Annotated in this window: 27 protein-coding genes and 3 tRNA genes; 11 read left to right on the top strand and 19 right to left on the bottom strand. The window is 67.3% G+C overall.

The window, feature by feature from the left end; all coding sequences use genetic code 11:
- The first annotated feature begins 90 nt into the window (after positions 1-90).
- Together F3J10_RS09025 and F3J10_RS09020 are read left to right on the top strand one after the other, a co-directional pair.
- On the top strand, positions 91-774 hold the full coding sequence (locus F3J10_RS09025) for an SCO family protein (protein WP_025098864.1): 684 nt from the start codon (positions 91-93) through the stop codon (positions 772-774).
- A 40-nt stretch (positions 775-814) separates the two neighbouring features.
- Positions 815-1717, top strand: a complete 903-nt coding sequence (locus F3J10_RS09020) for a cytochrome c oxidase assembly protein (RefSeq protein ID WP_240155500.1) — start codon at positions 815-817, stop codon at positions 1715-1717.
- Here F3J10_RS09020 and F3J10_RS09015 read toward each other — a convergent pair.
- Together F3J10_RS09015 and F3J10_RS09010 are read right to left on the bottom strand one after the other, a co-directional pair.
- Entirely contained in the window at positions 1714-2226 is a 513-nt protein-coding gene (locus F3J10_RS09015) for a GNAT family N-acetyltransferase (RefSeq protein ID WP_166911377.1), read from the bottom strand. The two genes, F3J10_RS09020 and F3J10_RS09015, sit on opposite strands and share 4 nt — an antisense overlap.
- Before the next feature lie 101 nt (positions 2227-2327).
- Positions 2328-3194, bottom strand: a complete 867-nt coding sequence (locus tag F3J10_RS09010) for a pirin family protein (RefSeq protein ID WP_025098861.1) — start codon at positions 3192-3194, stop codon at positions 2328-2330.
- 125 nt (positions 3195-3319) lie between these two features.
- Here F3J10_RS09010 and F3J10_RS09005 point away from each other — a divergent pair, with 125 nt between their 5' ends.
- The 6 genes from F3J10_RS09005 (at position 3320) to F3J10_RS08980 (ending at position 7030) form a co-directional block, all read left to right on the top strand.
- Complete coding sequence (locus F3J10_RS09005; protein ID WP_167241922.1) at positions 3320-4225, top strand: LysR family transcriptional regulator; 906 nt, start codon at positions 3320-3322, stop codon at positions 4223-4225.
- A gap of 140 nt (positions 4226-4365) precedes the next feature.
- The gene (locus F3J10_RS09000; RefSeq protein ID WP_013697151.1) at positions 4366-4872 is read left to right on the top strand and encodes a GAF domain-containing protein; all 507 of its coding nucleotides are present in this window, start codon (positions 4366-4368) and stop codon (positions 4870-4872) included.
- Positions 4873-5089: 217 nt separating this feature from the next.
- Entirely contained in the window at positions 5090-5641 is a 552-nt protein-coding gene (locus F3J10_RS08995; RefSeq protein ID WP_085963591.1) for a sigma-70 family RNA polymerase sigma factor, read from the top strand.
- Between the two features lie 10 nt (positions 5642-5651).
- On the top strand, positions 5652-5966 hold the full coding sequence (locus tag F3J10_RS08990) for a hypothetical protein (RefSeq protein ID WP_013697149.1): 315 nt from the start codon (positions 5652-5654) through the stop codon (positions 5964-5966).
- A 2-nt stretch (positions 5967-5968) separates the two neighbouring features.
- Positions 5969-6265 carry a 4Fe-4S dicluster domain-containing protein gene (locus F3J10_RS08985; RefSeq protein WP_025098859.1) on the top strand — a complete coding sequence of 99 codons (297 nt, stop codon included), beginning with the start codon at positions 5969-5971 and terminating at the stop codon, positions 6263-6265.
- Positions 6266-6310: 45 nt separating this feature from the next.
- A complete protein-coding gene (locus F3J10_RS08980; RefSeq protein ID WP_167241914.1) occupies positions 6311-7030 on the top strand; it encodes a class I SAM-dependent methyltransferase in 720 nt (239 codons plus the stop codon).
- Positions 7031-7054: 24 nt separating this feature from the next.
- Here F3J10_RS08980 and F3J10_RS08975 read toward each other — a convergent pair whose 3' ends face one another.
- From F3J10_RS08975 to uvrC, 10 genes are all read right to left on the bottom strand, one after another.
- On the bottom strand, positions 7055-7774 hold the full coding sequence (locus tag F3J10_RS08975; RefSeq protein ID WP_167241913.1) for an Imm52 family immunity protein: 720 nt from the start codon (positions 7772-7774) through the stop codon (positions 7055-7057).
- A gap of 9 nt (positions 7775-7783) precedes the next feature.
- Positions 7784-8389, bottom strand: a complete 606-nt coding sequence (locus F3J10_RS08970) for a restriction endonuclease fold toxin 5 domain-containing protein (protein WP_167241912.1) — start codon at positions 8387-8389, stop codon at positions 7784-7786.
- A complete protein-coding gene (locus F3J10_RS36625) occupies positions 8277-8750 on the bottom strand; it encodes a hypothetical protein (protein WP_345791195.1) in 474 nt (157 codons plus the stop codon). The genes F3J10_RS08970 and F3J10_RS36625 overlap by 113 nt, the downstream gene beginning before the upstream one ends.
- Positions 8740-9237 carry a DUF4123 domain-containing protein gene (locus F3J10_RS08960; RefSeq protein ID WP_167241910.1) on the bottom strand — a complete coding sequence of 166 codons (498 nt, stop codon included), beginning with the start codon at positions 9235-9237 and terminating at the stop codon, positions 8740-8742. Before F3J10_RS08960 ends, F3J10_RS36625 begins: the two co-directional genes overlap by 11 nt.
- A 6-nt stretch (positions 9238-9243) precedes the next feature.
- The gene (locus tag F3J10_RS08955) at positions 9244-9675 is read right to left on the bottom strand and encodes a PAAR domain-containing protein (protein WP_167241909.1); all 432 of its coding nucleotides are present in this window, start codon (positions 9673-9675) and stop codon (positions 9244-9246) included.
- A gap of 249 nt (positions 9676-9924) precedes the next feature.
- A tRNA-Cys gene (locus F3J10_RS08950) sits at positions 9925-9998 on the bottom strand.
- Positions 9999-10115: 117 nt separating this feature from the next.
- A tRNA-Gly gene (locus F3J10_RS08945) sits at positions 10116-10191 on the bottom strand.
- A gap of 62 nt (positions 10192-10253) precedes the next feature.
- Positions 10254-10329 (bottom strand) — tRNA-Gly (locus F3J10_RS08940).
- Positions 10330-10494: 165 nt separating this feature from the next.
- Positions 10495-11088, bottom strand: coding sequence for a CDP-diacylglycerol--glycerol-3-phosphate 3-phosphatidyltransferase (gene pgsA / locus F3J10_RS08935; protein ID WP_013697096.1), 594 nt, complete (start codon positions 11086-11088; stop codon positions 10495-10497).
- Between the two features lie 95 nt (positions 11089-11183).
- Entirely contained in the window at positions 11184-13409 is a 2226-nt protein-coding gene (gene uvrC / locus F3J10_RS08930; protein WP_205200220.1) for an excinuclease ABC subunit UvrC, read from the bottom strand.
- Between the two features lie 76 nt (positions 13410-13485).
- Here uvrC and earP point away from each other — a divergent pair, with 76 nt between their 5' ends.
- The 3 genes from earP (at position 13486) to F3J10_RS08915 (ending at position 17057) form a co-directional block, all read left to right on the top strand.
- Positions 13486-14667, top strand: coding sequence for an elongation factor P maturation arginine rhamnosyltransferase EarP (gene earP, locus F3J10_RS08925; protein WP_167241908.1), 1182 nt, complete (start codon positions 13486-13488; stop codon positions 14665-14667).
- A gap of 166 nt (positions 14668-14833) precedes the next feature.
- Complete coding sequence (gene efp, locus F3J10_RS08920; RefSeq protein WP_025098850.1) at positions 14834-15391, top strand: elongation factor P; 558 nt, start codon at positions 14834-14836, stop codon at positions 15389-15391.
- Positions 15392-15656: 265 nt separating this feature from the next.
- The gene (locus F3J10_RS08915; RefSeq protein ID WP_025098849.1) at positions 15657-17057 is read left to right on the top strand and encodes a sigma-54 dependent transcriptional regulator; all 1401 of its coding nucleotides are present in this window, start codon (positions 15657-15659) and stop codon (positions 17055-17057) included.
- Between the two features lie 95 nt (positions 17058-17152).
- On the opposite strand, the gene nagZ is transcribed toward F3J10_RS08915, so the two are convergent.
- From nagZ to lepB, 7 genes are all read right to left on the bottom strand, one after another.
- Positions 17153-18181, bottom strand: coding sequence for a beta-N-acetylhexosaminidase (gene nagZ, locus F3J10_RS08910; RefSeq protein ID WP_013697091.1), 1029 nt, complete (start codon positions 18179-18181; stop codon positions 17153-17155).
- A 27-nt stretch (positions 18182-18208) separates the two neighbouring features.
- On the bottom strand, positions 18209-18640 hold the full coding sequence (acpS, locus tag F3J10_RS08905) for a holo-ACP synthase (RefSeq protein WP_025098848.1): 432 nt from the start codon (positions 18638-18640) through the stop codon (positions 18209-18211).
- Between the two features lie 15 nt (positions 18641-18655).
- Positions 18656-19429: a pyridoxine 5'-phosphate synthase gene (gene pdxJ, locus F3J10_RS08900; RefSeq protein WP_036052296.1), complete on the bottom strand. Its 774-nt coding sequence runs from the start codon at positions 19427-19429 to the stop codon at positions 18656-18658.
- A complete protein-coding gene (gene recO, locus F3J10_RS08895; RefSeq protein WP_025098846.1) occupies positions 19426-20313 on the bottom strand; it encodes a DNA repair protein RecO in 888 nt (295 codons plus the stop codon). The genes pdxJ and recO overlap by 4 nt, the downstream gene beginning before the upstream one ends.
- Complete coding sequence (gene era, locus F3J10_RS08890; protein WP_013697087.1) at positions 20300-21202, bottom strand: GTPase Era; 903 nt, start codon at positions 21200-21202, stop codon at positions 20300-20302. Before era ends, recO begins: the two co-directional genes overlap by 14 nt.
- A gap of 59 nt (positions 21203-21261) precedes the next feature.
- A complete protein-coding gene (rnc, locus tag F3J10_RS08885) occupies positions 21262-22476 on the bottom strand; it encodes a ribonuclease III (RefSeq protein ID WP_167241907.1) in 1215 nt (404 codons plus the stop codon).
- A 149-nt stretch (positions 22477-22625) separates the two neighbouring features.
- Complete coding sequence (lepB, locus tag F3J10_RS08880) at positions 22626-23519, bottom strand: signal peptidase I (RefSeq protein ID WP_013697085.1); 894 nt, start codon at positions 23517-23519, stop codon at positions 22626-22628.
- Positions 23520-23526 lie beyond the last annotated feature (7 nt).

The raw sequence follows: 23526 nt of genomic DNA, 5'->3' as shown, positions 1-23526 counted from the left end.
CGCTACAGTCGGCGCGTTCAGGTGCGGCCGCGGGATTGCCGGATCCGCCGCCGCGACACCGGATCGAACGCCCTGCCGACGAGCCGATCGATGCCCTTCCCGTTCTCCTTCCCCTTGCCCGCCGCCGCGCGCCGCGCCTGGCCCCAGCCGCGCCTCACCGCGCCGCCAAGACCGCTCGCCCGCCTGGCGAACCTGCTGGCCGCCGGCGCGGCCGTCCTCGCGCTGGCCGGCTGCGCGCCGCATGGCGGCCCCTACACGCTGACCGACGTGAGCGGCCACCTGCCCGACCTGGCCTTCTCGCTGACCGGCGAGGACGGCCGGCCGATCGACGCCGCGGCGTTCCGCGGGCGCCTCGCGCTGGTCTATTTCGGGTACACGCATTGCCCCGACGTCTGCCCCGAGACCATGGCGCGGCTGATGCAGGTGCTGGCCCGGCTCGGCCCCGAGGCCAGCCGGGTGCGCATCCTGTTCGTCTCGGTCGACCCGGCCCGCGATACGCCGGCGCTGATGCGCGCCTATGTCGGCGCCTTCGATGCCGAGCACGCGATCGGCCTGACCGGCAGCCAGGGCGAGATCGAATCGCTGGCCAAGCGCTATCGCGTCGCCTACCAGATGGAGCAGCGCGATGCGAGCGGCGGCTACGAGGTCACCCACAGTTCGGCCGTCTATGTGTTCGACGCCGGCGGCCATGCCCGGCTGCTCGCCACCGAGCAGGACCGGCCCGAGGCGATCGCCGCCGACCTGCGCCGGCTGATCGAGGCCGGGCCCGCCTGAGCCCGCCGCCGCGCATCCCTTCATTCGCCGATATCCGACCATGAACCCGCTCTACTGGCTCGATCCCTGGGAACCCTCGCCGACCGTGGTGATCGCGATCCTGGCCGCCGCCGTGCTGTTCCTGCGCGGCGCCCGCAAGGCGCGCGTCACGCCGCTGCGGCGCCTGTCGTTCTGGTTCGGGCTCGGCGCGCTCTACGTGGCGCTGCATACCCGGCTCGACTACTACTTCGAGCACGAGTTCTTCATGCATCGCGCCCAGCACCTGGTGCTGCATCACCTGGGGCCCTTCTTCATCGCGCTGTCCTATCCCGGCGCGGCGCTGCGCGCCGGCATCCCGTTCGCCTGGCGGCGGCGCTGGCTGCGCCCCCTGCTCGCCGCCGCGCCGCTGCGCCTGACGCTGCGCGTGCTGTTCCATCCGGTGGTGGCGGTGCTGCTGTTCGTCGGGCTGATCTATTTCTGGCTGCTCTCGCCGATCCACTTCGTCGCGATGCTCGACTGGCGCCTCTATCGCGTCATGAACTGGAGCATGGTGATCGACGGGCTGCTGTTCTGGTGGCTGGTGCTCGACCCGCGCCCCGCGCCGCCGGCACGGCTCGCGCCGGGGCGCCGGATCCTGGTCGCGATCGCCGCGATCCCGCCGCAGATCCTGCTCGGCGCGCTGATCTTCTTCACCTCGCACGAGCTCTATCCGATCTACTCGATCTGCGGGCGCGCCTTCACCTGGCTGAGCCCGATGCGCGACCAGCAGATCGGCGGGCTGCTGCTGTGGATTCCCGGTTCGATGATGAGCGTGATCGGCGCGCTGGTCGCGTTGCGTCACTGGATGCGGCTGTCGGCGCGTGGCCGGCTGCGCGAGCGGGCACGGCCCGGGCCGCGGCGCGCGGCCTCGCCGGCCGAGGTCGCGGCGCGCCAGGCCGCGCGGGGGGAAGCTGCGGGGAATTAGGCCGAGCGCATCCAGATGTGCGGGATGCCGTCGTCGTCGTGGACCTCGGAGCTCGGCGAGAAGCCGAAGGCACCGTAGTACTTCTGCAGGTGCGCCTGCGCATGCAGGCTGATCGGCGTACCCGGCCACTGGGCGCGGATCCGTTCGAGCGCCTGGGCCAGCAGCGCGTTGCCCAGGCCGATGCCGCGAAACGGCGCGGTGGTCAGCACGCGGCCGATGCGGATATCGGGCGAGCCGGCATCGGGCAACAGCACGCGCAGATATCCGGCGAGCCGGCCATCGGCATGATGCGCGCCGAGATGCCAGGCATCCTGGTCGGCATCGTCGATGTCCTTGTAGACGCATTGCTGCTCGACCACGAACACGGCGCAGCGCGCTTCCAGGATCGCGTAGAGATCGTGTGTGGACAGCGCCTCGAAGGCGCGCCAGCGCCAGTCGAGTTCGGCGAGGGAAACCGGCGAGGACGCGGCGGAGGCGGAACCGGAAGCGGTGGAAGGCGTGACAGACATGCGGCGGGCCCGAATCAAACGCGCGCCCGGGCGGGCGCGCTCAATCCGGACATTATGCCCGCCGCGCGGCTGCCTGGGCAGGCCGCGCGGCGGAACCGGGCTCAGGCGGGCATGCCGCCGAAACGGCCGCTGTTGAAGTCGTCCACGGCCTGGCGGATCTCGTCCTCGCTGTTCATCACGAACGGGCCATAACCGACCACCGGCTCGTCGATCGGCTCGCCGCTCAGCACCAGCAGGGTGGCGTCGTTGTTCGCCTCGATCTCGACGCCGCTGCCCTCGCGCGCCAGGTGCACGACCTGCGCCTCGCGCGCCACCTCCTTGCCGTTCACCAGCACCGTGCCGTGCAGCACCGCCAGGGCCAGCGTGCGGCCTTCGGCGATCTCGAAGCGCGCCTGGCCGCCCGCCGCGAGGCGCACGTCCCACACGTCGATCGGCGTGAAGGTGCGCGCCGGGCCACGATGGCCGTCGAACTCGCCCGCGATCACGCGCACCCGGCCGGCGCCATCCGGCAGCGGCACCGAGGGAATCTCGGCATCGCGCAGCGTCTGGTAGCCCGGCTCGGCGAGCTTGTCCTTGGCGGGCAGGTTCACCCACAGCTGGACCATCTCCAGCGCGCCGCCGCGCCGCGCGAACGCATCCGAGTGGAATTCCTCGTGCAGGATCCCGCCCGCGGCCGTCATCCACTGCACGTCGCCGGGGCCGATATGGCCGCCCGCGCCGGTCGAGTCGCGATGGTCGACCTCGCCGTCGTAGACGATCGTCACGGTCTCGAAGCCGCGATGCGGATGCTGGCCCACCCCGCGCCGCTGCGTGGTCGGCTCGAAGCGGGCCGGGCCGGCATAGTCGAGCAGCAGGAACGGGCTCAGGTGCGAGCCGGTGCTGTGATAGCTGAACAGCGAGCGGACCGGGAAGCCGTCCCCGACCCAGTGGGAACGCGGTGCGCTGTAGGTGCCGACGATCTGCTTCATCTCGATTCTCCTGATCTGCTTGCCCGAACCGAAACGTCCGGGGCGATAGGAAGTAGCATAGTTGCGCAACGATAACGGCGGTAGTGTGTGAAAATCACACTCAGCGTTCTATCTGGTGAACGATGATGCGAGATCTGAACGACCTTTATTTCTTCGTGCAGGTGGTGGACCACGGCGGTTTCGCGCCGGCCGGGCGCGCCCTGAACCTGCCGAAATCGCGCCTGAGCCGGCGCATCGCCGAGCTCGAGGAGCGGCTCGGGATGCGGCTGATCCAGCGCTCGACGCGCCGCTTCGCGCTGACCGAGATCGGCGCCACCTATTACGCGCATTGCCGCGCGATGCTGGTGGAGGCCGACGCGGCCGACGAGGCAGTCGCGCTGCTGCATGCCGAGCCGCGCGGGATCGTGCGCGTGACCTGCCCGATCGCCCTGCTCGACGCCGAGGTCGGCCAGATGCTGGCGGCCTTCATGGCGCAATGCCCGCATGTCGAGATCCACCTGGAGGAAACCAACCGGCGCGTGGACGTGGTCGGCGAAGGCGTCGACGTGGCGCTGCGCGTCAGGCCGCCGCCGCTCGAGGACAGCGAGCTGGTGCTGCGGCCGCTGGCCGAGCGCGGCCAGTGCCTGGTCGCGAGCCCCTCGCTGCTGGCCGGCCACGCGGCGCCGCGCGTGCCGGCCGACCTGGCCGCGCTGCCGAGCCTCGCGCTCGGCGCGCCGCAGGACGACCATGTCTGGAACCTGCGCGGCCCGGCGGGCGCCAAGGCGGTGATCCCGCATCGGCCGCGCCTGGTCACGCGCGGCATGTTCGCGCTGCGCGCGGCCGCGATCGCCGGGGTCGGCGTGGTGCAGTTGCCGACCATGATGGTCCGCGAGGCGATCGAGCGCGGCGCATTGCAGGTGGTGCTGGCCGACTGGGCGCCGCGCCGCGAGGTCGTGCATGCCGTGTATGCCTCCCGCCGGGGGCTGATGCCGGCGGTCCGCGCCCTGCTCGATTTTCGCGCGGCGCGCTTCGCCGAGCGAGGGGCCGATTGAGGCTCGCGCCGCCCGGCCATGGCCGTTCCGGCCATTGAAACCGCTCGGACAGCCGGATCGAGCACCGCGCGCCGATTTCTTTTAGACTGCCGGGACTTCTCGCGGCCCGCGCCGCTTCTCCGATTCCAGTGCAAGCGATCATGTTCGAACTCTCCACTTCCCCGGCCGCCACCAAATCCGAGCTTTACGAGACGCTGGTCGCGCAAGCGCGCTCGCTGATCGAATCGGAAACCGACCTGGTCGCCAACGCGGCGAATTTCTCCTCGCTCGTCTATCACTCGCTCGAAGGCCTGAACTGGGCCGGGTTCTACCTGTTCGACGGTGCCGAGCTGGTGGTTGGCCCGTTCCAGGGCAAGCCGGCCTGCGTGCGGATTCCGCTCGGCAAGGGCGTGTGCGGCACGGCCGCCCGGACGCGCGAGACCCAGGTGGTGCGCGACGTGCACGAATTCCCGGGCCATATCGCCTGCGATTCGGCCTCGCAATCGGAAATCGTGGTGCCGCTGGTGGCGGACGACGGCGCGCTGATCGGCGTGTGGGACGTCGACAGCCCCGAACTTGCGCGCTTCGACGACGAGGACCGGCGCGGCATGGAAGCGCTCTGCCGCGTATTCGTCGAGCTGGCCTGGGCGCGACGCGCCACGCGCTGAATCGAGGGCCGGTTCGCCGGCCCTGGCTCCCTGCTGCCCCGAACAGCCCCGTCCACGACGGGGCTGTTTCGTTTCCGCCTTCCCTTCCCCGGCGCGATTTCCTCATATCAGACGCCGCCCCTCTCGATCGACGCGACCGTTTTTCGTTGACGCGCCACAATATCCGCCCGCGCCGTTCGTCTTCAGGCGCATGGACTCGCCAACGAACCCGGACCCGATGACCGACCGAGACCGCGACATGAGCGCGACGATCTCGCGCGAACGCACCAAGCTCGGAAACTTCATCCGGCGCCGGGTGCGCGACCCGAGCGACGCCGAGGACATCCTGCAGGATGTCTTCCACGACTTCGTGCAGGCCTACCGGCTGCCCGCGCCGATCGAGCAGGCCAGCGCCTGGCTGTTCCGCGCCGCGCGCAACCGCATCATCGACCGCTTCCGCAAGAAGAAGGAACAGCCGCTGGCCGAGCTCGTCGACCAGGGCGAGGACGGCGACGACTATCGGCTCGACCTCGCCCTGCCCGCCCACGACGCCGGCCCGGAAGCGCTGTATGCGCGCGGCGTGGTGCTCAAGGCCCTGCAGCAAGCGCTCGACGAATTGCCGGCCAACCAGCGCGAGGTGTTCATCGCGCACGAACTCGAAGGACTCAGCTTCAAGGCCATGGCCGCCGACAGCGGCGTGGCCGTCAACACCTTGCTGGCGCGCAAGCGCTACGCGGTCCTGCATCTGCGCGCGCGGCTGCAGGCCACCTATGACGAACTCGATATCTAGGAGTGGAAGGATGAATTGTCGAATCAGATGGATTGCCAAGGCCGTGTTCGCGCTGGTGGCGATCGTCGTGCTCGGCTGGGCCGTGATGATGTTGTGGAACTGGGTGATGCCGGCGCTGTTCGTCGGTGCGCGCAGCATCGACCTTGCACATGCGCTTGGCCTGCTGGTGCTGAGCCGCATCCTGTTCGGCGGCTTTCGCGGCCATGGCGGCTGGCACCGCCGGCGCCACTGGCGCAAATGGGAAGCCATGACCCCCGAGGAACGCGAGCGCTTCCGCTCGGCCTGGCATGCGCGCCGCAGCCCGCGCGCGAACGAGGGAGAGTGAGCATGCGCGATACCTTGAAGGTCGTCTGCAAACAGGAGCCGGGCGTGATCGTGCCGGTGGTCGACCTGCGCCGCTGCGAGGGCAAGGGCGATTGCCTCGATGTCTGCCCCGAGGACGTGTTCGAGATCCGGCGCATCGACGAGGCCGATTATCGCGGGCTCGGCATGCTGAATCGCTTCAAGCTGCGTGTGCACGGCATGAAGGTGGCCTATACGCCCAATGCCGATGCCTGCCGCGCCTGCGGACGCTGCGTGGAGGCCTGCCCGGAACACGCGATCAAGCTGGCCCGGGCGCGCTGAGCGCCGGCTGCCCGGCGGCGTGCTATTTCGATACGAGGGATGGAGATGACGACATCGAGCCATGTGCTGCTGCAACGCCTGCACGAACAGAATCGCGCCGAGTTGATCGGCCGTGCCCGCGCCCAGTTTCTCGGCGACAGCGCCACGTTCCTGGATCTCGTCAGCCAGTACGAGGCGCTGGCGCCGCGGCTGAAGGGGCAGTTCCTCAGCGATTACGGTTTGTCGGGGGACGACGACAGCGAGCGCTCGCGCGGCACGAGTCTGTCGCTGGCGATTTCCGCCGAGCTGGGCAGCCTGCTGCGCAATCTGGTGCTCTCGCACCGGCCGATGCGGATCCTCGAGCTCGGCAGTTCCTACGGCGTATCGACGCTGTATTTCGCCGATGCGCTGCGCACGCTCGGGCGCGGCACCGTGATCGCCACCGAGCGCGACGCGATGAAGTGCGCGCGCCTGCGCGATCATCTCGCGACGGCCGAGGTCGAGCGATATGTCGAGTTGCGGGAGGGCGATGCGTTCGAGACCCTTGAGCAGCTCGACGGCCCGTTCGACATCGTGTTCATCGACGTCTGGGCCGATCTCTATCTGCGCCTGTTTCAGCGCGTCGAACCGCTGCTGCGGCCCGGCTCGATCGTGCTGGCCGACAATATGTACACGGCCGGCGAGGCGGTGCAGCCGTTCAAGCGCTATCTCGATGCGCATCCGCGCATCTCGAGCACCACGCTCGATTTCGAATCGGGGCTGGAGTTCGCGGTGGTGACGGGGTGATGCGGCGCGGAGAAGGTGCCTGGGTTAAATGTCGGTGAAGCGTGGCAGCAGATCCATGGAAATGAGCCGCACCTCGATATCGTGCGCCGCTACCAGGTGGGCTTCGTTGTCGATCGAGAACGGCTCGTCCTTGATGCTGACGATGATCGTGCCAAGGCGTCGCTCGCCATCGGGCGAGAGGACCGGAATCAGTTCCCGTGCCTCCGGAATCTGTTGCGCAGTCAGCTCGACGGGGAGGTACAGCATCCAGCCCACGCCGGGACGATCGTCGAATGCCTGCTGCTCCTCATAACCTTTCGGCGTCGCTGAAATTGCCGTTGGCATGAATTCCAGCGCGGCTCTCGTCACGATGGCCACGACAGCATCCTTCTTTGCGTCGACAAACGCCCCCCGAACCTCGATCGTGACTGTGTCGGGAAAATCCCCACCGCACGCCAGAACTTCGATCGACGCACCGAATTCCTGATTGACCTGGCCACCCCATATAGCAAGCGACGCTATCGATTCATCGGCACGCTCGCGCCGCAACGTCTCAATTGCTGTCGAGCTCGGTGCGCCACCTGCCTCGTAGACCTCCCTGCTTTGCGCCGCTTCGAGCGAATAGCCCTTCATCCGCCAGGACGATCGCGACAGCTGCGGCTCACTGGTCGCGATAACGTCGATGATCGCACCGACCTTGTTCAAGAGCATGAAGAAGTCTGTCAGCGGAATTCCACCGCGCTTTATCGTGCATTCGAGTTTCATGAAGGGCGCTCAAGGAAAGTATTCAGATTCAACATGAAGCTTCCTCAGGCCGGCGGACAGTTTCTGATAAGTCAAACGTCCTTGAAAGTAGTACCGCAGCCTCGTAGGCGGGTTCGCTTGCACACGGCGCGAGCGGATCGTTGCAATGTCCATCATCGCGCGGAAACCCATGAAGAATTCATCTGCGCCGGGAATCGACCCGTCCAGGAATTGATCATAGTTCCCCTTCGCCTCCTGCAGCAGGCACTCCCCCGGCCTGAAACCATCGTAGTCGGTCCCCTGCCAAGTCCACTCGTCGCTCCAGCGGCAGGCTTCCGTGTCGAAGGCGAAGCCGGTCACTCGTGCCTGATATTCATAGGCCGGCCAATTCACGCCGTGATTATTTCGGACCTTCGTGCCGCTCGTCGCGGGCGGACACGATTTGCAGGATTCCCGAGAGTCGACGATCGTCCTTGACGCGGCTTGTGCATCGTCCTTCGTTCGCGCCGTACTCCCCCCAATACTAGCCACGCCTGCCGCCACCGAGCCGCCCAACAAGGCGCCGCCAATAGCCGACAAGACCGGGCCGGCTTCCACCGCTGCGACTGCCAGCAAGGGGATCAATGGAAGCGCCATGCCGGACTCCTTTCAGACTATCTGGATGCTTGGATCGCCAGGTGATTTCCTGGACGTAGACGTGAAAGCGCTCGTCGGCGCTTCGACCTGGCTTGGACAGCCAGGCCCGCGTTGCAGGTTTGTCGTAAAAGCCATCACGCGAATACGCCTCGATCGCCAGAAACCGGACGAGATGTTCGCTGTCTTGAATGCCGAGTGTCCGGGCTGCTCGATACGCATGCCGAAGACGGCTATCGAGATCAATGTCCCGCTCCAAGGCGGGATCGTCCCTGATCAGGTCTCGACGCACGCCATCGACGAAGTTGCGGGCTTCGCCTTCAGCCAGTGCCGATAGATGTGCCGGCGTGAGCTCAAGCGGCATGAGGATGTGCCCTGGACAACTTCCCGTCGATCTCGATCAACCAGTCGAACGTCGGGGAGAAGAACATCGTCCCTTCGCTCGAACCGAGCGCCGGCGCGAGATATCGCATGACGCGGGCATCGTAGTAGCGGAGCATGGCGTGTCTGCCGTCCGGCAAGGTCGCGTCCAGGCGCTGGCGAAGCTCCGATGCAAGCTGTCGCACCTGATACGCGCTGACAATCCAGCTGACGCCATATTCGCTCTGCGCGAGCCTTGCCAACGCGGCTTGCGTATCGCTGTCGATCCGTTCGCAGTCGAACATCCACGGGCCGGCATCCGCAGGTGATGCATCAGGCGTCGCATCGAGCAAGGCCATGGTCGAGTCCCCGGTGCGATTCGGGAATACGCCTGACACTTCGGAATACAGCAGGCCGTCGGCGAGCCCGAACAGACGTACCGGCAAACGCGCGCGCTCCCGCCATGCCTCGAAAACGATCCGAATGCTCATGGTCGATCACTGCCGCACGATCATCGACGCGGCACACCTGGCGGCGACAAGCATGCAGGAGAGGCAGATACCGCTGGAAGGCTGGGCAAGCTCGGGATCGAGCACCCGTTGAAGGCCCGGTGAAGTGAAACCCATGCGGCGCAGTTCGTTCGACTCGAACGATTGAAACATCGAGCATTGCGACGCGACCATCGTCGGGCGCGGATCACATCCGCATGCGACCTCATCACCTTCCAGCGCTGCCTGGCGGCCCATCAAGTCATCCGCCCAGCGCGGCCCCGCGGCAACGATGATGCCGGACTGGCGGCACGCCGGGCAGTTGACCCCGGCGCCCACATAGGTCAGTTCGACACCGTCGCAAGTCATGGACGGAATGCCGTCGACAACCCTCCCGCCGCTGGTCGAACAATCGCCCACCCGGAGATAGTTTCGCTTCACTTGCTGGCCCCTCGGTTGCTGAGGATCCGATTAATAACCGAGGAAGAATGGAGCGTCGAGCGACGTAAGGTTGCAGGCGCCCGTTGTGGAGACGTGGCCGATTGTCCCTCTCGCGAGAAACCGGCAGGCTCGTCGACCATCGAGCCGTCCAGGCAAACGGACTATTAGGATGCAGCCGTTTCCCGCTGGCGTGCAGATAAGAGATGAGCGCCGGAAAAACGAAAAGCCCCGCAAACGCGGGGCTTTTTCTGGAGGCGCGAGCCGGAGTCGAACCGGCCTACACGGCTTTGCAGGCCGCTGCATAACCGCTTTGCTATCGCGCCATAAGCGGACTGACGACCGTCGCGATACCGATGCAACGACCGCAGATTTTTATCTGGCAAACCCGGCAAGCCGGAAAATTCGCCAAACAAAAAGGGAAGCCTGGCTTCCCCTTGTTTTGGAGCGGGAGACGAGTCTCGAACTCGCGACCTCAACCTTGGCAAGGTTGCGCTCTACCAACTGAGCTACTCCCGCATGTCCTGCAAAATCCAGCCCTTGCCGAACCACTACCGCTTCAACAAAACGCTGCTTGAATCTGGAGCGGGAGACGAGTCTCGAACTCGCGACCTCAACCTTGGCAAGGTTGCGCTCTACCAACTGAGCTACTCCCGCGTTTTGCTTCCTGCTGCCATCGCCACATTACTTGCTGGCATCTCCGCGCTTTTGCTTCGTTCGCTGCTGCGTTCGTTTCAGTGCAGCGGAGAAATGAGATTATGTAGAAGCTGTTTCAGTGTGTCAAGCGTTTTTCGCACCCTTTTTCTCGACACCTGAAAAATCTCACATCGCACCGCCTCGCTCGCGGATCTGCGGCCAGGCCAGCTTCATGTAGTACAGCATCGACCAGATCGTCAGCACCGTCGCGAGGTAGATGAGCCAGAGCCCCCATACGCGGGTGTCGATCGCGATACCGCCCCCAATCGGCAGCGCGCCATAGTACAGCAACATCGGGATCGCGACCATCTGGCAGGCGGTCTTGAACTTGCCGAGCGAATTGACCGCCACGCTCTTCGAGGCGCCGATCTGCGCCATCCATTCGCGCAGCGCCGAGATCGCGATCTCGCGACCGATGATCACCAGGGCGATCGCCGCGTCGATGCGCGCGAGCTGCACCAGGATCAGCAGCGCGGCCGTCACCATCAGCTTGTCCGCCACCGGGTCGAGGAAGGCGCCGAACGCCGAGGTCTGGTTCCACTTGCGCGCCAGGAAACCGTCGAACCAGTCGGTCAGCGCGGCCAGCACGAATACCAGCGCGGCCGCGAGGTTGCGATGCTCGACGCTCATCATCACGTCCGGCAGGTAGAACAGGCCGACGACGAGCGGAATTAGCACGATTCGCACCCAAGTCAGGAAAATCGGGAAATTGAACGGCATGACGGGCTGGACGTGTAAAGGATGTGCAATTGTGCCGCGCCGCCCGGCCTGCCACAAGCCGAGCGGAATCCGCGGCCCGAAGGCCCCGCGCCGCCTCAGTGCAACTGGCGGTAGATCTGCTCGGCCAGCGCGTGCGAGATGCCCTCCACGCTGGCCAGTTCCTCCACGCTCGCGGCCACCACGCCGCGCAAGCCGCCGAAGCGCGCCAGCAGGCGCTGGCGCCGCTTCGCGCCGACCCCTTCGAGCTCCTCCAGCCGCGAGGTCTGGCGCGTCTTGGCACGCTTGGCGCGCATGCCGGTGATGGCGAAGCGATGTGCCTCGTCGCGAATCTGCGCGACCAGCATCAGGGCCGCGCTTTCCTTGCCGAGCTCGAGCGAGGGGCGGCCGTCGACGAACACCAGCGTCTCCAGGCCGACCTTGCGCCCCTCGCCCTTGGCCACGCCCACCAGCATCGACACGTCGAGCCCAAGTTCGGTGAACACCTGGCGCGCCACCTCCACCTGCCCCTTGCCGCCGTCGATCAACACGATGTTCGGCAGCAGCGCGGCGGCGGCGCTGGCGCGCGTCGCGTCGCCGTCGATGCCGGCGGCCGCATCGGCGGCTGCCGTCTGAGCCGCCTGCTCGACCATCTTCTCGTAGCGGCGCGTGAGCACCTGGCGCATCGCCGCGTAGTCGTCGCCGGGCGTGATGCCGGTGATGTTGTAGCGGCGATACTCGCCCGACTGCATCTTGTGGTGATGGAACACCACGCAGGAAGCCTGCGTCGCCTCGCCCATGGTGTGGCTGATATCGAAACACTCGATGCGCAACTGGGCCAGGTCCTCGGCCTCGAAACCGAGCACCTCGGCCAGCGCGCGCGTGCGCGCCTGCTGCGAACCCTGCTCGGACAACAGCCGCGCCAGCGCGAGCCGCGCATTCTGCTCGGCCATCGACAGCCAGGCACGCTTCTGGCCTTGCGGCTGGCGCAGCACCGCCACCTTGTGGCCGGCCTGCTCGACCAGCAGGTCGATCAGCTCGCGATTGGCCGGCGCGTGGCTGACCACCAGCACGGGCGGCACGCGGTTGCCGAGATAGTGCTGGGCGATGAAGGCCTCGAGCACCTCGGTCTCGATCGAGATGCCGGCCGGATCGGCTTCCGCTTCGGTTGCTTCGGCTGCCTCGGTCAATTCTTCGGCCGGAACAGCGGCATCGTCACCGGCCGCCAAGGACGCCGGCAGCTCGACGGACGGCGCCGCGCCCGCCGCATCGGCTTCGGGCGCGGCCGCCTGCGCATCGACATCGCCGGGCAAGGTGCCGACCGCCGCCGCCAGATCCTCGACGATCGCAGCCTCCTCGTCGGCATCTTCCGCCTGCTCGTCGCGCCCCGCCGCCAGCGCGATCGCGCTGTCGGCATGCGCCGGGAAATAGGCCTTGTCGCCGAGATGCCGGCCGCCGCGCACCATCGCCAGGTTCACGCAGACGCGCCCGCCATGCGCCACCACGGCCAGGATATCGACGTCGCTCTCGCTGCCGACCTCGATGGCCTGCTGGTGCAGCACGGTCGACAGCGAGCTCATCTGGTTGCGCACCGCCGCGGCCTGCTCGAACTTCAGCTCGGCCGCGAAGGCGTGCATCTTCTGCTCGAGCTCCTTCATCACTTCGTTCTGCCGACCGAGCAGGAAGCGCGAGGCGTTCGAGACGTCGCGCGCGTAATCCTCCGCCTCGATCGCGCCGACGCAGGGCGCCGTGCAGCGGCCGATCTGGTGCAGCAGGCAGGGCCGCGTGCGATTGTTGAACACCGAATCCTCGCAGGTGCGCAACTGGAACACCCGCTGCAGGATCTGGATGCTCTCGCGCACCGCCCAGGCGCTCGGGAACGGCCCGAAATACTGGTTCTTGCGATCGACGGCGCCGCGGTAATAGGCCATGCGCGGAAACGCATGGCCGGTCAGCTTCAGGTAGGGATAGGACTTGTCGTCGCGAAACAGGATGTTGTAGCGCGGCGCCAGGGCCTTGATGAGGTTGTTCTCGAGCAGCAGCGCCTCGGCTTCCGAGCGCGTCACGGTGGTCTCGATCTTGCGGATGCGCGTGACCATCATCGCGATGCGCGGCGACAACTGGGTCTTGTTGAAGTAGCTCGAGACGCGCTTCTTCAGGTTGCGCGCCTTGCCGACATAGAGCACCGCGCCGCCGGCGTCGTAGTAGCGATAGACGCCTGGCAGGTGCGGCAATTGCGCGAGGATCGGCTTCGGCTCGAACGGCACGTCGGCCGGGGCGGGCACGGGCGGCGATTCGGACTGGCTGGGCGAGGAGGACGGGTCGGACTGATCGGGGGCTGTCATGCGTGATCCGGGCGCCGTGGCGCGCGAACAGGTCATTTAGAATCGCCAGTTTAGAGCATTCACCCCGGTTTCTTCGATGCCCCCGATCCCTGACGCTGCCGCCCTTCCCGAGCCGATCGCCTGCGATATCTTCTGCACCGTGGTCGACAACTTCGGCGACATCGGCGTGTGCTGGCGCCTGGCCACCCAGCTCGCGCGCGAGCACGGCTGGCAGTTGCGCCTGATCGTCGACGACCTGCATACCTTCGCGCGCCTGGCGCCGGCGGTCGATCCCGCCGCCAGGCGCCAGCATGTCGAGGGCATCGCCATCGAACACTGGGGCGAGCCCGTCCATGCCGGCGACACGCTGGCGATCGCCGACGTGGTGATCGAGGCCTTCGGCTGCGAACTGCCGGCCGAGTACGTGGCCGCGATGGCGCGCCGCGAACGCGCGCCGGCCTGGATCAACCTCGAATACCTGAGCGCCGAGGACTGGGTCGCCGATTTCCACCAGCGCCCCTCGCCGCATCCGCGCCACGCCTTGTTGAAGAGCTTCTTCTTCCCCGGGCTCGGCCCCGGCACCGGCGGCGTGCTCAAGGAAGCCGGCCTGGATGCGCGCCGCGAGGCCTTCGAGGCCTCGGCCGAGGCGCGCGAGGCCTGGTGGCGGCGCGCCACCGGCGCTTCGGCGCCGGCGCGCGAGGCCTGCGTGATCTCGCTGTTCGCCTACGAGAATCCCGCCTTGGGTCCGCTGCTGGAACAATGGCGCGACGGCGAACTGCCGATCGTGCTGCTGGTGCCGGAGGGCCGGATCTGCCCGGAAATCGCCGCCTTCTTCGGCCTGGCGCGCTTCGGCGCCGGCAGCCGGGCCACGGCGGGCAGGCTCAGCGCCCACGGCCTGGCCTTCGTCGCCCAGCCCGACTACGACGCCCTGCTCTGGGCCAGCGACCTGAACTTCGTGCGCGGCGAGGATTCCTTCGTGCGCGCGCAATGGGCGCGCAAGCCATTCGTCTGGCATATCTATCCACAGGGCGACGACGCGCACCTGCCCAAGCTCGACGCCGCGCTCGCCCATCTCGCCGCCGGCCTGCCCGAGCCCGCGCGCGAGGCCGCCGCGCGCTTCTGGCACGCCTGGAACGGCGCGGGCACGCCGGATTGGGCCGATTTCATCGCCCATCGCGCCGCCTTCGAGGCGCGCGCCGGCGCCTGGGCGGAGGAACTGGCGGCGGTCGGCGATCTCGCTGGAAATCTGGCGGAATTCACAAAAACTCAGTTAAAATAAGCGGTTATCCAACGGCGGACCACGCAAGCGCGTTCCGGCCCCGGCGCCTCGAGCTACCCGGCGCTACCCGGGCCGGATCGGTCAAGCCCGGGCCCCACCGCCCTCGCTTGCGTTGTCGGCCGTTGCGCAACGTCAGGACAAATTTTTTGCACAGGACAGTTTTGATATGAAAACCGCACAGGAACTCCGCGTAGGCAACGTCGTGATGGTCGGCAGTGACGCGTGGGTCGTCGCGAAGGCCGAATACAACAAGTCGGGCCGCAATTCCGCCGTCGTCAAGATGAAGCTGAAGAACCTGCTGACCAACGCAGGCCAGGAATCGGTCTACAAGGCAGACGACAAGTTCGACGTGGTGGTGCTCGACCGCAAGGAAGTGAGCTACTCGTACTTCGCCGATCCGATGTACGTGTTCATGGACGCCGACTACAACCAGTACGAAGTCGAAGCGGAAATGATGGGCGACGCGCTGAACTACCTCGAAGACGGCATGGCTTGCGAAGTCGTGTTCTACAACGAGAAGGCCATCTCGGTCGACCTGCCGACCGTCATCGTGCGCGAGATCACGTACACGGAACCGGCCGTCAAGGGCGATACCTCGTCGGGCAAGGTGCTGAAGAACGCCAAGATCGCCACCGGCTACGAGCTGCAAGTGCCGCTCTTTTGCAACACCGGCGACAAGATCGAAATCGACACGCGCACCAACGAATACCGCAGCCGCGCATAAGTTCGCGCAAACGGCTTGAAAAAGCGCCCTTCGGGGCGCTTTTTCTTTTCCGGAGCCAGATTATTGCGCCAAAGCCGCGATGCACAAAAGCCGATGCGTCGTCATACAGAAAAGGCATCAATTTGTATCTTCGGTAACTCTTTTGCTTTCAACCGCAAATACCGTACGCTAGCGGCGCCGAGGGACATAAAATTCCGACTCTAATCGAACAATAGGGCGCACACGCCCGTCACGTACGGCCGGCCCTTTGAACATTCCGCACACCATGCCACACGCCCTCATAGTCGAAGACGATCCCAACAGCTTGTCCGGCCTGACGGCGCTGCTCGCCGCGGACGGCTTCACGGTCGACACGGCCACCTCGCTCGCCGAGGCCCGCGCCGCGCTGGCGCGGACCATCCCCGACGTGGTGCTGGTCGACCTGAACCTGCCGGACGGCAGCGGCTTCGACCTGCTCCAGCACCTGCCCCAGCCGCAGCAGCCGAACGGCGGCCTGCCGGTGATCGTGCTGACCGGCAATGCCACGGTCGAGAGCGCGATCGAGGGGCTGCGGCATGGCATCTGGGATTACCTGCTCAAGCCCGTCAACATCCCGCGGCTGCGCAGCCTGCTGGCGCGGATCCCGCGCCCCTACGAGCTGATCGAGGAAGTGCAGTCGCTGCGCACCACGTTGCGCCGGCTCGGCCGCTTCGGCCCGCTGATCGGCCGCAGCGACGCGATCCAGCACACCTACGACATGATCGAGCGCAATGCGCGCAGCGAGGCCGCGGTGCTGCTGTGGGGCGAGGCCGGCACCGGCAAGGAAGCCGCCGCCCGCGCGCTGCACGACCTGAGCCGGCGCCGCAAGGGCCCGTTCATCAAGTTCGACTGCCGCGCCGCGCTGCAACTGCCGCGCGTGCTCGAACTCGGCAGCATCGTGATCGAGAGCATGCTGTTCGGCCGCGAACGCGGCACCTACGGCGGTGCCGAGCGACGCGAGCCGGGCCTGTTCGAGCAGGCCAGCGGCGGCACCCTGCTGCTCAAGGACATCACCTCGCTGCCGCTGTCGATCCAGGAAGCGCTGCTGCGCGCGCTCGACTCGCAGGCCTTCATGCGCATCGGCGGCTCGGCCGAGATCGCGACCGACTTCCGGCTGATCGCCACCTCGCGCCGCCCGGCTCGCGAGGCGCTCGACAACGGCACGCTGCGCGAGGACCTGTGGCTGCGTCTGGACGCCACCTCGATCGCGCTGCCGCCGCTGCGCGAACGCGACGACGACATGCTGCAGATCGCCGAATCCTTCGTCGACGATCTCAACCGCGAAGCACGCCAGGCCGGCCTGGGCGCGGTCGACAAGCGCATCGCGCCCGACTTCGTGCGCGAATGCCTGGCCTACGAATGGCCCGGCAACGTGCGCGAGCTGCGCGAACGCGTGCGGCTGGCCTACGAGGCCTCGGGCGATTTCATCGAGACGCTGCGCGCCAACGACGGCGTGTTCGTGCCGGGCGCCGCACTCAACGGCAGCAGCGTGCAGGTGCGCGTCGGCACGCCGCTGTCGGACGTCGAGGACCTGCTGATCCGCGCCACGCTCGACGCGGTCGGCGGCACGCGGCACCGCGCCGCCGCCCTGCTCGGCATCAGCCCGAAGACGCTCTATAACAAGCTGCAGCGCATGAAGATGAATTGAGCGAACCGGGCGGGAACACTGCCCCGTGCTGCTGGTTAACGACAAAGGCCGCGCCTAGCGCGGCCTTTGTCGTTGATGACCCGAGGCGAGACCAATCAGCCGAGCGTCTCGCGCAGCAGGGCCGAGGCACGCTGGTACTCGGGCCGGCGCATCAGCTTGTCCCAGCTGGCGGGCTTGCCGCGCGGGCGCAGGCGGCGGATACGGCGCGCCGACTCGGCCGAAACCTCCGCCTGCATCTCGTCGAGCACCTTCTCGGCCTGCTCGGGCTGGTTGCAGACCAGCACCATGTCGCAGCCGGCCTCGAGCGCCGCGTCGGCAGCCTGCGCGAGCGTGCCGCCGGCGCGCGCCGCCTCCATCGAGAGATCGTCGCTGAACACCGCGCCGGTGAAGCCGAGCCGCTCGCGCAGCACGCGCTGCAGCCAGATCGACGAGAAACCGGCCGGGCGCGCATCGACCTGTGTATAGATCACATGCGCCGGGATCACCGCCGACAACGACAGGCCGAGCCAGTCATAAGGCGCCGCGTCGAGCTTGAGGATCTGCTCGAGCGGGCGATCGTCGGTCGGCAACGCGACGTGGGAATCGGCTTCGGCAAAACCGTGGCCGGGGAAATGCTTGCCGCAGTTCGCCATGCCGGCCAGCGCGAGCCCGTGGTTGAGACTCTTGGCCAGCAGCGTGACCACCCGCGGGTCGCGATGGAAGGCGCGATCGCCGATCACCTTCGAGCGGCCGTAGTCGAGATCGAGCACCGGCGTGAAGCTCAGGTCGATGCCGCAGGCGCGCAACTCGGCGGCCAGCACGTAGCCCACCGCGGTGGCGAGCTTGGTGGCGTGCAGCACGTCCTTGTCCCACAGCTCGCCCAGGCGCCGCATCGCCGGCAGCACCGTGAAGCCGTCGGTGCGAAAGCGCTGCACGCGGCCGCCTTCGTGGTCGACCGCGATCAGGATGTCCTCGCGCACCGCGCGGATCGCGTCGGTCAGCGCGCAGAGCTGGGCACGGTTCTCGAAGTGGCGCGCGAACAGGATCACGCCGCCCGTGCGCGGATGCGCGAGGCGGCGCGCGTCGTCGCGCGTGAGCGTGGTGCCCACCACATCGAGCATGACGGGGCCGGGAGTCGGTTTCATCGAATCGGGTCCGTGGAAAAAGGAAGTTCAGTCGCGGGCGGCGACGGCGGCAGGCGCGCCGTCGTCGGGCACCTCGGCGACCACGAAGGACACCGCGTAGTCGCGTTCGTCGCTGACCGTCACGCGGGCCGTGATGCGCCGCTCGGCCAGCCACGCGGCGAGCTCGCCGGAAGCCAGCACATAGGGTTGGCCGCTCGCTTCGTTGAGGGTCTGCAGGGCGCGCCAGGTCATCGGCCAGCGCATGCCGAGGCCGATCGCCTTCGAGAACGCCTCCTTCGCCGAGAAACGCGTGGCGAGGAAGGCGATGCCGCGCGCCTCGGAGCGCTTGCGGCGCGCCGCGAACACGCGCAGCTCGTCGGGGCCGAGCACCTTCTCGGCGAAGCGCCCGCCGGTGCGTTCGAGCACCGCCGCGATCCGGCTCACCTGGACGATGTCGGTGCCGATGCCGTAGATGGCCATGAGCGCGGCCCGGGCTCAGCGGCCGCCGTGACGCGCGGCCACGCGCGCGGCGACCATGATCGCCTTCATCTCGCGCACCGCGTTGTCCCAGCCGGTGAAGATCGACTGCGCGACGATCGCGTGGCCGATGTTCAGCTCGACGATGCCGTCGATCGCGGCGATCGCCTGCACGTTGGTGTAATGCAGGCCGTGACCCGCGTTGACCTTCAGGCCCAGCGCGACGCCGGCGTCCACGCCGGCCACCACGCGCTCGAATTCGCGCTGCTGGCCGGCCGCGTCGTGCGCCTCGGCGTAGGCGCCGGTATGCAGCTCGATCACCGGCGCGCCGGCCTCGTGCGCGGCACGGATCTGCTCGGCATCGGGATCAATGAACAGCGACACGCGCACGCCCGCCTCGGCGAGCTGCCGGCAGGCGGCACGCACGCTCTCGAAATGGCCGGCCACGTCGAGGCCACCCTCGGTGGTCAGCTCCTCGCGCTTCTCGGGCACCAGGCAGGCGTCGTGCGGCTGCACCTCGCAGGTGATGTCGAGCATCTCCTGGGTGATCGCGCATTCGAGGTTCATGCGCGTGGTGAGCAGCGGGCGCAGCGCGCGCACGTCGGCGTCGCGGATGTGGCGGCGATCCTCGCGCAGGTGCAGCGTGATCGCGTCGGCGCCGGCCTGCTCGGCGGCCAGCGCGGCGCGGATCGGGTCGGGATAGGCGGTGCCGCGCACGTTGCGCAGCGTCGCGACGTGATCGATGTTGACGCCGAGATCGATGACGGTCGGCGCGGTCAGGAAGAAGCTCATAGGTTTTGCAGGTCGATCAGGATCTGGCGCGTGGCGAGCGGCGTGCCGCCCAGATAGGTGTTGAGCAGGAAGCGCATCAGCGTCTTGCTTTGCGCGACGGTCTGGGCACGATGGTAATCGTCCTCCTCCATGTCGAGCAATGTCTGGCCCGCGACCACCGGCCAGTGGGCCGGCAATTCGTCGCTGGCCTCGCGCACGCCGCGCTCGGGGTCGAACACGTAGCGCCCCTCGGGCTGCACCGCGCGCCGCGCCGTGGTGCGGTTCAGCGCGCGCGCATAACCGGTCTCGCGCAGCAGCACGCGCTCGAACGAGCGCAGCACCTGCACGGCCGGCTCGTCGTGCGCGAGCCGCGCCAGCGTCACGAGGTAATGCTGGAACAGCGGCGGGAACGGATCCTCGCGCGCGCAGAACTTCACCAGCAGTTCGTTGACGTAGAAGCCGCAGAGCAGCGCGTCGCCGCCCAGCGGCAGCATGCCGCCGACCCACTCGGCGCCGGTCAGGGTGCGCATCTCGGACTTGCCGGACCAGGACAGCGAGAGCGGCTGGAAGGTCTGCAGCACGCCGCGCAGCGCCGAATGCGGGCGCTTGGCGCCCTTCGCGACCAGCGCAACGCGGCCGTGGTCGCGCGTCAGCACGTCGATGATCAGGCTGGTTTCGCGATAGGGATAGCTGTGCAGCACGAAGCCGGGCTGCTCGGAGACGCGGAAGTCGGAAGCGCGCGCGGAAGGACGGCGCGGCTTGCGCGCCGGCGCCGGCTCGGCGGCCGGGGCGGGAGCAGCGGAAGCGGCCGGCGCGGAGGAAGCCGCCGACGCTAACGGCGGCGCCGGATCGACGACGGACACGGGAAGCTCGTCGGCGCCGTGCGTGTCCTCATTCGTACCCATAGGCACGGAGCCCTGCTTCGTTGTCGGCCCAGCCGCTCTTCACCTTGATGAAGGTTTCGAGATAGACCGGTCCATCGAACAGCTTCTCCATGTCGAGCCGCGCCTCGGTGCTGATCTGCTTGAGCTTGGCGCCCTTCTTGCCGATCACCATCGCCTTGTGCGAATCGCGCTCGACCAGGATGGTGGCGAACACGCGCGTCAGGCGCCCTTCCTCCTCGAACTTGTCGATGATCACGGTGCTGGTGTACGGCAGCTCGTCGCCGGTCCAGCGGAACACCTTCTCGCGCAGGATCTCGGCGGCGAGGAAGCGCGAGCTGCGATCGGTCAGGTCGTCCTCGCCGTAGATCGGCTCGCCTTCCGGCAGGTAGGGCTTGACCGTTTCCATCAGGCGGCTGATGTCGTCGACATGCTTGGCCGACAGGGGCACCACCTCGGCGAACTCGCGCAGCTCGCCCATCTGCTTCAGGAACGGGAACAGCGAGCTCTTGTCGGTGATCCGGTCGAGCTTGTTGAGGATCAGCAGGGTCGGCACGCTCTTCGGGATCAGGTCGAGCACCTTCTGGTCGTCGGGACCGAAGCGGCCCGCCTCGATCACGAACAGGATCGCGTCGACGCTGGTCAGCGTCGAGGTGACGGTGCGATTCAGCGAGCGGTTCAGCGCGGTGCTGTGGCGGGTCTGGAAACCGGGCGTGTCGACGAAGATGTACTGCGCGTCGGGCAGCGTGTGGATGCCGGTGATGCGGTGGCGCGTGGTCTGCGCCTTGCGCGAGGTGATGCTGATCTTCTGGCCGACCAGCGCGTTCATCAGCGTCGACTTGCCGACGTTGGGCCGGCCGACGATGGCGATCATGCCGCAACGGAAACCGGCGGGAGTGGCGGGTGCGTTCATATCAGGCTGCTGCAATTCGGGGCGGGCCGCACGACGCGGCTCGCGGATGGATCAGGGATTCAATGGCCGGCATCGGCCACGCGCAGGGGCGCGGCGGCGAGATCGGCGTCCGGCTCGCCGGACGGCGTCGCGGCGGTGTCGCGTGCACGCAACGTCCGATCCGGGGCGCCGGCGCCGCGCGAGGCGGCTTCGGGCTTGTCGGCGGCCGGCGCGGTCTTGTCGCCGGCGGGTTTTTCCGTGGATTTCTCGGCGGGCTTGTCAGCAGGCTTGTCGGCGGGTTTGTCGCTGGCGACCAGCTTCTCGGCCACGGCCGGCGCCGGCTTGTCGGCAGGTCTTACCGCACGTTCCGCGCGCTCGACCTTGTCGGCGCCAGCTTCGGCATGCGCGCCGGCACGGATCACGGCCACCGGCGCGCCACGCTCGGCAGCCGTTTCCGCCGGTGCCTTGGCGGCCTCGCCCGGCGCGGCAGCGGCGCGCTCCTTGCGTTCCGGCGTCGAGCGCAGGTCCAGCGCTTCCTGCACACCCTTCACGCCCGGCACGATCTCCGGCTCGGCCTTGGAGGCCCGCGCGCTCTTCGAGCGCTTCGGCTTGGCGGCCGCCATCGGCCGCGCCATCACCTCGTCGAGCGCCTTCTTCGCGGCGGCCTGCTCGGCCGCGCGGCGGCTCGCGCCCGAACCCGACACCTTGATATCGAGCTTGGGCACCGTGCACTCGACCTCGAACTGCTGGTTGTGCGCCGCACCATGCGTGGCCACCACGGTATAGGTGGGCAGCGCGATCTTGTGGCCCTGCAGATACTCCTGCAGCAGCGTCTTGGCGTCCTTGCCCAGCGTGCGCGGATCGATGTGGTCGAGGATCGGGATATAGAGGCGCTTGATCACCCCCTGGGCGGCTTCGAAGCCGCCATCGAGGAAGACCGCCCCGATGATGGCTTCGAACGCGTCCGCGAGGATCGACGGGCGGCGGAAGCCGCCGCTGCGCAGCTCGCCCTCGCCGAGCCGCAGGCCTTCGGAGATATTGAGGGCCTGAGCGATCTCGTACAGCGACTGCTGCTTGACGAGATTGGCCCGCACGCGCGACAGGTCGCCTTCGTCCAGCTTGCTGAAGCGCTGGAACAAAAGGGCGGCCACCGCGCAATTGAGAACGGAATCGCCGAGAAACTCGAGCCGTTCGTTATGCGTGGCGCTGTGGCTACGATGGGTCAAAGCCTGACGCAGCAATTCCGCATTGCGAAATTCGTAGCGCAGCCGGCTTTCCAACTGGGACTGAGGCATGTGCAGGAGTATAACGCGGGCGCCGGTGCCGTCGAGTGACGGATGCCGGGCACGAAAAGGCGTGTGGCAGCGGTGTTACCGCCGGTTCTTGAAGTGATTTGCCAGCATTGCGCCCGGCCATGGCGCAATGCTGGCGAGGATTGCGACGTTCAGTGGAACAAGCCGATGCGCTTGAGATCGCTGAAGTTCATCCAGATGAAGAAGGCGCGGCCGACCAGGTCCTTGTCGGGCACGAAACCCCAGTAGCGGCTGTCCGCGCTGTTGTCGCGGTTGTCGCCCATCATGAAGTAGTGGCCCGGCGGCACCTTGCAGGTCACGCCGTGCTCGTTGTACTCGCAGTTGCTCTTGTAGGGAAAGTCGTCGGCGCCCATCACGAAGGGCGGCACGGCCGGGTTGTTGAGGATCGCGTTCTTGCGGCCGTCGATGCTCTCCTCGTACTGCTTCGCGTAGTTCATGCGCTCTTCGTCGAAGTAGTCGGCCAGCGGCGTTTCCGGCACGGGCTGGCCGTTGATGGTCAGCTTCTTGTCGTAGTACTGGACGGTGTCGCCGGGCAGGCCGATCACGCGCTTGATGTAGTCGACCGACTCGTCCTTCGGATAGCGGAACACCACCACGTCGCCACGCGCCAGCGGCCGGCCGGCGGTGATCTTCTGGTTGGTGATCGGCAGGCGCAGGCCGTAGTCGAACTTGTTGACGAGGATGAAGTCGCCCACCAGCAGGGTGGGCACCATCGAGCCCGAGGGGATCTTGAACGGCTCGACCACGAAGGAACGCACCACGAACACCGCCAGGATCACCGGGAAGAAGCTCGCCGTGTATTCGAGCCACCACGGCTGGCGCAGCTTATCGTCGCGCAGCTTGGCGCGCGTCTCGGCGGCGTTCTCGTCGGCGAAGCGCTCGCCGACACGCGCCTGCTGGCGGTCGAATTCGGCGGCGGCCTCGTCGGCGGCCTTGCGACGGCCCGGCAGGAACACCAGCTTGTCCAGCACCCACGCAATACCCGTCAAGACGACGAGCACAAAAAGAATCAATGCGAAATTCATAAAAGGA

Source organism: Burkholderia sp. Cy-637, assembly GCF_011753175.1.
GTDB lineage: Bacteria > Pseudomonadota > Gammaproteobacteria > Burkholderiales > Burkholderiaceae > Burkholderia > Burkholderia gladioli.
This window is presented reverse-complemented; position numbering and strand designations above follow the sequence as displayed.